Consider the following 6,324-nt stretch of genomic DNA (forward strand, 5'->3'; position numbering starts at 1 on the left):
GTGACCCAAAAAGGCCACCGATACCCGGTACAGTGGCAAGCATAGTTCCGAACCGATGCTTGAAACACCTTGAATGCCTCACGGCGAAGGCTGGGTGGGTCAAGAACGTGACGGTTTTGGCATGCTTGACCGAACACCCGTGAACATCGTCGAGTCTGCCGTCAACCCAGCCCCAGGAGAACCCCCCATGCGCCTCAAATCACTGTTCGCCAGCCTCACCCTGGCTCTCGCCGCCGGCGTCGTCTCGGCGCAGGACACCGTGGTCTACCACTTCGACAACACCGTCGCGCAAGGCCTCAAAGGCTTGCGCAACGTTCGCAACCACCTCGATACCGATCCCAAGGCGAAGATCACCATCGTCACCCACGCCGACGGCGTGGACATGCTGATGGAGGGAGCCAAGGCGGCCAATGGCACCGAGTTCGCACCGCTGGTGTCGGCTCTCAAAAGCCGAGGCGTTGCCTTCGAGATCTGCGAGATCACGCTGAAGAACCGCGACCTCAAGAAAGAGCAGTTCATCCAGGAAGCCGATTTCACGCCTTCGGGCGTGGTCAGGATCGCCAAGTTGCAGAAGCAGGGCTTTGCCTACATCAAGCCCTGAGCGCGGATGAGGCTGCGCGGCGCTCATTGGTCGTAATCGAGCCTGGGATACCAGTCGGTCCCGCGACCTTCGGGCGTGCAGTCAAGAATCGTCCACAGCGGCATCAGGTCCGGCGCACCGCGCGGGTCCTGGCCTGGGTCGGCGGTGCTGGCGCCCATCTCGCCGCTCCAGAAGTGGCGGATGCTGCCGTCTCGCCGCGTGAAGACATTGAACGCCGGCATGTCCGCGTCTTCAGCGCTGACGTAGTCGCGGGTGAAGTCTCCGTCAACGTCCGAATACAACCGGAGGTTGCGCCAGCCGCGCTGACTCTTGACCTCCAGCAGGCGCTCGATCGGTGACCGCGCCACCATGACGAGCGCCACGCGCTGTTCCACATCGGGCGCTTCACCGTCCCAGGCAGCCATCAGCGAAGTGCACATCGGGCAAGGCTGCTCGCGCTGGGGTCCATACATGTAGCTGTAGACCGCCAGCGTCTGCTTGTCGCCAAACAGGTCGGCGAAGTTGACGTGGCCGTGCTCCCCGACGAAGGCGTAGTTTCCGGGCACGACCCCACCCGGAGGCAGCGCGCGTCGTTGCTCTGCCACCCGTTCGATATGGCGCCGGAGTTCGATCTCTTCGGCCAGCAGCGCATCGCGTGCACGGCGGTAGTCGGGGCTTTCGTTGGGGAAGTGGACTCCGTTGCCCTTGGCCAGCTCGCTCGCGGGCTTGAGTTGCGATGTTGCGTTCATGAGCATCCTTTCAAAGTTTGCACTGCGTTCTAGGCGAGCGTGCACCTTGGAGTCTGTTCGTCAGCACACGTGCCCTGGCGCCTGCCGCTCGATGGACTTCATCCGCGCGACATCTGCGGCTGCCTGGAAAACAGATCCGCCACCCACTCCACAAACGCCCGCACCTTCGCGCTCAGGTGCCGGTTGGGCGGGTACACCACGTACAGGGGGATCGTTTCACAGGACCAGTCGCCCAGCACCCGTACCAGCTCGCCGCGCTCGACCAGCGGCAAGGCCGTGAAGGACGCCATCTGCCCCACGCCCAGACCCGCCAGCACCGCCGCGGTCATCGCATTGCTCTCGTTCACGGAGAGCTTGTAGCGGCCTGAAATCTCCAGTGTCTGGCCGTCCTTTTCGAATTCGTTCGCGAACGGCCGCCCGTTGCGGGTGGAGAAGTAGTTCACCATCGTGTGCTCGTTCTCAAGCTGCTCCGGGTGCGTGGGCATGCCGTGCGCCTTCACGTAGGCGGGCGAGGCGACGGTGACCAGCGGCACGTTGGCCACGCGCCGCGCCACGAGCGACTGGTCCAGCAGCTCGCCGCCACGGATCACGCAGTCCACGTTGTCGGCCAGCAGGTCCACCGAGCGGTCGGTCACGCCCAGGTCGAGCTGGATGTCGGGGAAGCGGCGGTAGAAGTCGGCCAGCGCGGGGATGATGATCTCGCGCGCCACCGAGGTGCCCACGTCCACCCGCAGGCGTCCGCTCGGGCTGGCCTGGGCGTTGGTCATGCTGGCCTCGATGTCGTCGAGGTCGTTGAGCACGCGCACCGTGCGCTCGTAGTAGGCCGCACCGTCGGGCGTGACCGTCACGCGCCGCGTGGTGCGGTTGAGCAGCTTGACCTTCAGGCGCGACTCCAGGTGCTGCACCAGCTTGGTCACCGTGCCCTTGGGCAGGTCCAGCGACTCCGCCGCCTTGGTGAAGGTGCCGGCCTCCACCACCCGCGCAAACACGCGTATCGATTGAATCTGGTCCAAGTCCTCACTCCTTGATGTGCTGTTTTATGGCCGGATTGTTCACGCATTGGAAACAGACAACTGGTTGAAGGTGGCTTTATCCGCAGAAGTGGTGTGTCTATAGTCCAGTCCATGGTTTCCACTCCGTCCACCTTCGTCCCGCTGGCCCCGACACAGACCCTGTCGGTGCCGGGCATGCCTGCGCTGGAACTGCGCGTCTGGGGCAAGAAGCCGCGCGGCGGCGCGGTGCCGCTGGTGCTGCACTTCCACGGCGGCGCCTTCGTCTCGGGCGATCTGGACAGCGGCGCCTGCCTGGCCGAGCTGCTGGCCAGCTCGGGCGCGGTGGTGGCCTCGCTGGCCTACCCGCTGGCGCCCGCGCACCGTTTCCCCGACGCGGTGGAAGCCGGCTACGCGGCACTGGAGTGGCTGTACAAGCAACGCACCAAGCTGGCGGGCTCGACGGCGCCCCTGTTCGTCGCCGGTGAAGAGGCCGGTGGCAACCTCGCGGCCGCGGTGGCGCTGATGGTGCGCGACCGCGCCCACCCGCCACTGGCCGGCCAGATCCTGGTCGCCCCCATGCTGGATCCGTGCAACGCCACCGCCTCGCTGCGCAAGACCATGGGTGAAGCCACCGGTTGCAAGTGGATGGATGGCTGGCAGCAGTACCTGCGCGGCCCGATGGACGCCGAGCATCCCTATGCCGTGCCCGGCCGCGCGCAGCGCCTCATCGGCCTGCCACCGGCGCTGATCCTGACCGGCGCCGACGACCCGATGCGCGACGAGGCCCTGGCGTATGCCGAGCGCCTGCGCGGCGCGGGCATCGCCGTGCACAGCGGCGTGCTGCCCTCCACCACCGGGTGGCCCGACTCGCTGAGCGAGCAGCCTGCCGAGGAATGTCCGTGTGCCATCGAAGTGCGCGAACACCTTCGCGCCTTCTTCCAGGCCGCGACGCCACCGCCGCCGTCCTGACGGACCCCCGCTCCCCTTTCTCACCACCCTGAACTGCCAACCCCGGTCATCCACCGGGGGCGGCCCCGCTCGCCCTCAAAAAGGAAAAACCATGTTCCAGCTGTCCACTTCCAAGCGCTACATCTGGTGGCCGACCGCCGCCGCCCTGGCCGCCGTCACCCTCGTCGTGATCGCGCTCGCGCAGGAATCCACCCCCGCCCAGGCCAGCGCGCCCGCCAGCGCGCCACCGCCCATGCCGGTGTCCGTGGCCACGGTGACCGAGAGCGACATCGCCGCCTGGGAAGAGTTCTCGGGCCGCCTGGAAGCGGTCGAGCGGGTGGACATCCGCTCGCGCGTCGCGGGCGTGGTGCAGGCCACGCATTTCCGCGAAGGCGCGCTGGTGGCCAAGGGCGATCTGCTGATCTCCATCGACCCCGCACCGTATGAAGCCGAGGTGGCGCGCGCCGAAGCGCAGACCGTCGCGGCCCAGGCCCGCGTGACCCACGCCAGCAACGAGCACGCCCGGGCACGCCGCCTGTGGGACGACAAGGCGATCGCCCAGCGCGAGCTGGACGACCGCGAGAACGTGCTGCGCGAGGCCGAGGCCAACCTGAAAGCCGCGCAGGCCCAGCTGCAGACCACACGCCTGAGCCTGGGTTACACGCAGGTGCGGGCCCCGGTGGCCGGGCGCATCGGCCGGCTGGAAGTGACGGTGGGCAACCTGATCGCCGCCGGCCCGGGCGCGCCCGTGCTCACCACCCTGGTCTCGGTCAGCCCGATCTACGCCAGCTTCGACGCCGACGAAAAAACCGTGACCGGCGCGCTCAAGAGTCTCGCGGGCGGCGCACGTCGGACCATTGAACGCATCCCCGTGCAGATGGGCACCTCGGCCACGAGCGACACCCCCTACACCGGCCAGTTGCAGCTGATCGACAACCAGGTCGACCCACGCAGCGGCACGGTGCGCGTGCGCGCCGTCTTCGACAACAAGGACGGCAGCCTGATGCCCGGGCAGTTCGCGCGCATCCGCATGGGCCAGCCGCAGACCGCGCGCACCCTGCTGGTGAGCGAGCGCGCCGTCGGCACCGACCAGGACAAGAAGTACGTGCTGGTCGTGGGCGAGGGCGACAAGACCGAGTACCGCGCCGTCACGCTGGGTGCTTCCGTCGATGGCCTGCGCACCGTGCTCAGCGGCCTCAAGCCCGGCGAACGCATCGTCGTCAACGGCCTGCAGCGCGTGCGCCCCGGTGACGTGGTGCAACCGGAAATCGTGCCCATGAACGCGCGTGCCGAGACACCGGCGCCCGCAGTGGCGAAGTCCTGAATTCCGCGATCAAGAAGAACACCATGAATCTCTCGAAATTCTTCATCGATCGACCGATCTTCGCGGGCGTGCTCTCGCTGCTGATCCTGATCGCCGGCCTGGTCGCGCTGCGCGGCCTGCCGATCTCCGAGTACCCCGATGTGGCCCCGCCCTCGGTGGTGGTGCGCGCCCAGTACCCGGGTGCCAACCCCAAAGTGATCGCCGAAACCGTGGCCACGCCGCTGGAGGAATCCATCAACGGCGTGGAAGACATGCTCTACATGGGCAGCCAGGCCACCACCGACGGCGTGATGACGCTGACCGTCACTTTCAAGCTCGGCACCGACCCCGACAAGGCCCAGCAGCTGGTGCAGAACCGCGTCTCGCAGGCCGAGCCGCGCCTGCCCGAGGAAGTGCGCCGCCTGGGCGTGACCACGGTCAAGAGCTCGCCCGACATCACGATGGTGGTGCACCTGGTCTCGCCCAACGACCGCTACGACATCAACTACCTGCGCAACTACGCGGTGCTCAACGTCAAGGACCGCCTGGCGCGCATCGAAGGCGTGGGCCAGGTGCAGATCTTCGGCGGTGGTGACTACTCCATGCGCGTCTGGCTCGACCCGCAGAAGGTCGCGCAGCGCGGCCTCTCGGCCAGCGACGTGGTGGCCGCCATCCGCGGCCAGAACGTGCAGGCAGCGGCCGGCGTGGTCGGCGCTTCGCCAGGCCTGCCGGGTGTGGACATGCAGTTGTCCATCAACGCCCAGGGCCGCCTGCAGACCGAAGAGGAGTTCGGCGACATCATCGTCAAGGCCGGTGCCGACGGCGCCGTGACCCGGCTGCGCGACATCGCGCGGCTGGAGCTGGGCGCGGCCGATTATTCGCTGCGTTCGCTGCTCAACAACCAGCCCGCCGTCGGCATGGGCGTGTTCCAGGCGCCGGGCTCCAACGCGCTCGACATCTCGGCCCAGGTGCGCGAGACCATGGCCGAGCTGCAGAAGAACATGCCCGAGGGCGTGGAGTTCCGCATCGCCTACGACCCCACGCAGTTCGTGCGCGCTTCCATCAAGTCGGTGATCACCACGCTGCTCGAAGCCATTGCGCTCGTGGTGCTGGTGGTGATCGTGTTCCTGCAGACCTGGCGCGCCTCCATCATTCCGCTGCTGGCGGTGCCGGTGTCGGTGGTGGGTACCTTCGCGGTGCTGCACCTGCTGGGCTTCTCGATCAACGCGCTCTCGCTGTTCGGCCTCGTGCTGGCGATCGGCATCGTGGTGGACGACGCCATCGTGGTGGTGGAGAACGTGGAACGCAACATCGAGGCGGGGCTCTCGCCGCGCGATGCGACCTACCGCGCGATGAAGGAAGTGTCCGGGCCCATCATCGCGATCGCGCTGGTGCTGGTCGCGGTGTTCGTGCCGCTGGCTTTCATCAGCGGCCTCACTGGCCAGTTCTACAAGCAGTTCGCGGTGACCATCGCGATCTCCACCGTGATCTCGGCGATCAACTCGCTCACGCTCTCGCCCGCGCTCGCCGCCCTGCTGCTGCGCGGCCACGACCAACCCAAGGACGCGCTCACGCGCGGCATGGACCGCGTCTTCGGCCCGCTGTTCCGCGGCTTCAACCGCTTCTTCAACCGCGGCGCCGAGGCCTACAGCGGCGGCGTGCGGCGCGTCATCTCGCGCAAGGCGCTGATGATGGGGATCTACCTCGCGCTGGTGGGCGTGACCTTCGGCCTGTTCAAGGCGGTGCCCAGCG

General features: G+C 67.4%; 6 protein-coding genes. 4 read left to right on the forward strand and 2 right to left on the reverse strand.

The genetic code is table 11. From position 1 onward, the window contains the following. Window positions 1–187 precede the first annotated feature (187 nt). Entirely contained in the window at window positions 188–601 is a 414-nt protein-coding gene (locus V6M63_RS00500) for a DsrE family protein (RefSeq protein WP_332738410.1), read from the forward strand. Between the two features lie 23 nt (window positions 602–624). Here V6M63_RS00500 and V6M63_RS00505 read toward each other — a convergent pair whose 3' ends face one another. After that, window positions 625–1,329, reverse strand: a complete 705-nt coding sequence (locus tag V6M63_RS00505) for a DUF899 family protein (RefSeq protein ID WP_332738412.1) — start codon at window positions 1,327–1,329, stop codon at window positions 625–627. A 98-nt stretch (window positions 1,330–1,427) separates the two neighbouring features. After that, window positions 1,428–2,342, reverse strand: coding sequence for a LysR family transcriptional regulator (locus V6M63_RS00510; RefSeq protein WP_332738414.1), 915 nt, complete (start codon window positions 2,340–2,342; stop codon window positions 1,428–1,430). 111 nt (window positions 2,343–2,453) lie between these two features. Here V6M63_RS00510 and V6M63_RS00515 point away from each other — a divergent pair, with 111 nt between their 5' ends. From V6M63_RS00515 to V6M63_RS00525, 3 genes are all read left to right on the forward strand, one after another. Continuing rightward, window positions 2,454–3,290, forward strand: a complete 837-nt coding sequence (locus V6M63_RS00515) for an alpha/beta hydrolase (RefSeq protein ID WP_332738416.1) — start codon at window positions 2,454–2,456, stop codon at window positions 3,288–3,290. A 91-nt stretch (window positions 3,291–3,381) separates the two neighbouring features. Further along, window positions 3,382–4,593: an efflux RND transporter periplasmic adaptor subunit gene (locus V6M63_RS00520; RefSeq protein WP_332738418.1), complete on the forward strand. Its 1,212-nt coding sequence runs from the start codon at window positions 3,382–3,384 to the stop codon at window positions 4,591–4,593. Window positions 4,594–4,616: 23 nt separating this feature from the next. Continuing rightward, window positions 4,617–6,324 (forward strand): efflux RND transporter permease subunit (locus V6M63_RS00525; RefSeq protein ID WP_332738420.1); only part of this gene is annotated, 1,708 nt, incomplete at its 3' end.

This window comes from Hydrogenophaga sp. (assembly GCF_036675665.1).
Classification (GTDB): domain Bacteria; phylum Pseudomonadota; class Gammaproteobacteria; order Burkholderiales; family Burkholderiaceae_C; genus Hydrogenophaga.